The 2,291-nt window shown below is 53.4% G+C and carries 1 rRNA gene; it reads right to left on the reverse strand.

Annotated features, from left to right (window positions below):
- Positions 1–2,159, reverse strand: a 23S ribosomal RNA gene (locus tag ACUW6V_RS20705); the annotation flags it as partial.
- Positions 2,160–2,291 lie beyond the last annotated feature (132 nt).

A 2,291-nucleotide genomic window follows, 5' to 3' on the forward strand; every position in this document is an offset into this window, starting at 1 on the left:
GGCTCCACGCAGACTGGCGTCCACGCTTCAAAGCCTCCCACCTATCCTACACATCAAGGCTCAATGTTCAGTGTCAAGCTGTAGTAAAGGTTCACGGGGTCTTTCCGTCTTGCCGCGGGTACACTGCATCTTCACAGCGAGTTCAATTTCACTGAGTCTCGGGTGGAGACAGCCTGGCCATCATTACGCCATTCGTGCAGGTCGGAACTTACCCGACAAGGAATTTCGCTACCTTAGGACCGTTATAGTTACGGCCGCCGTTTACCGGGGCTTCGATCAGGAGCTTCTCTTGCGATAACCCCATCAATTAACCTTCCGGCACCGGGCAGGCGTCACACCGTATACGTCCACTTTCGTGTTTGCACAGTGCTGTGTTTTTAATAAACAGTTGCAGCCAGCTGGTATCTTCGACTGACTTCAGCTCCACCCGCAGGGGCTTCACCTACATGTCAGCGTGCCTTCTCCCGAAGTTACGGCACCATTTTGCCTAGTTCCTTCACCCGAGTTCTCTCAAGCGCCTTGGTATTCTCTACCTGACCACCTGTGTCGGTTTGGGGTACGATTTGATGTTACCTGATGCTTAGAGGCTTTTCCTGGAAGCAGGGCATTTGTCACTTCAGCACCGTGGTGCCTCGTCATCACGCCTCAGCCTTAACCTTCCGGATTTGCCTGGAAAGTCAGCCTACACGCTTAAACCGGGACAACCGTCGCCCGGCCGACATAGCCTTCTCCGTCCCCCCTTCGCAGTAACACCAAGTACAGGAATATTAACCTGTTTCCCATCGACTACGCCTTTCGGCCTCGCCTTAGGGGTCGACTCACCCTGCCCCGATTAACGTTGGACAGGAACCCTTGGTCTTCCGGCGAGCGGGCTTTTCACCCGCTTTATCGTTACTTATGTCAGCATTCGCACTTCTGATACCTCCAGCATGCCTCACAGCACACCTTCACAGGCTTACAGAACGCTCCCCTACCCAACAACACATAGTGTCGCTGCCGCAGCTTCGGTGCATGGTTTAGCCCCGTTACATCTTCCGCGCAGGCCGACTCGACCAGTGAGCTATTACGCTTTCTTTAAATGATGGCTGCTTCTAAGCCAACATCCTGGCTGTCTGGGCCTTCCCACATCGTTTCCCACTTAACCATGACTTTGGGACCTTAGCTGGCGGTCTGGGTTGTTTCCCTCTTCACGACGGACGTTAGCACCCGCCGTGTGTCTCCCGTGATAACATTCTCCGGTATTCGCAGTTTGCATCGGGTTGGTAAGCCGGGATGGCCCCCTAGCCGAAACAGTGCTCTACCCCCGGAGATGAGTTCACGAGGCGCTACCTAAATAGCTTTCGGGGAGAACCAGCTATCTCCCGGTTTGATTGGCCTTTCACCCCCAGCCACAGGTCATCCGCTAATTTTTCAACATTAGTCGGTTCGGTCCTCCAGTTAGTGTTACCCAACCTTCAACCTGCCCATGGCTAGATCACCGGGTTTCGGGTCTATACCCTGCAACTTAACGCCCAATTAAGACTCGGTTTCCCTTCGGCTCCCCTATACGGTTAACCTTGCTACAGAATATAAGTCGCTGACCCATTATACAAAAGGTACGCAGTCACCCTCTTACGAAGGCTCCCACTGCTTGTACGTACACGGTTTCAGGTTCTGTTTCACTCCCCTCGCCGGGGTTCTTTTCGCCTTTCCCTCACGGTACTGGTTCACTATCGGTCAGTCAGGAGTATTTAGCCTTGGAGGATGGTCCCCCCATCTTCAGACAGGATATCACGTGTCCCGCCCTACTCATCGAGCTCACAACCTGTGTGCCTTCGTGTACGGGGCTGTCACCCTGTATCGCCGGCCTTTCCAGACCGTTCCACTGACACACAAACTGATTCAGGCTCTGGGCTGTTCCCCGTTCGCTCGCCGCTACTGGGGGAATCTCGGTTGATTTCTTTTCCTCGGGGTACTTAGATGTTTCAGTTCCCCCGGTTCGCCTCGTTAGCCTATGTATTCAGCTAACGATGATGCACCGAAGTGCACCGGGTTTCCCCATTCGGACATCGCCGGTTATAACGGTTCATATCACCTTACCGGCGCTTTTCGCAGATTAGCACGTCCTTCATCGCCTCTGACTGCCAGGGCATCCACCGTGTACGCTTGTTCGCTTAACCTCACAACCCGAAGAAGTCTTCGTGCTGCGAGTTTGAGAGACTCTGACACACCGCGCATTCCTGATTACGGAGAAATGCAGCAGCATGTCTGTTTCAATTTTCAGCTTGTTCCGGATTGTTAAAGAGCAAATA

The organism is Cronobacter sp. 153480017-3, from assembly GCF_053627815.1.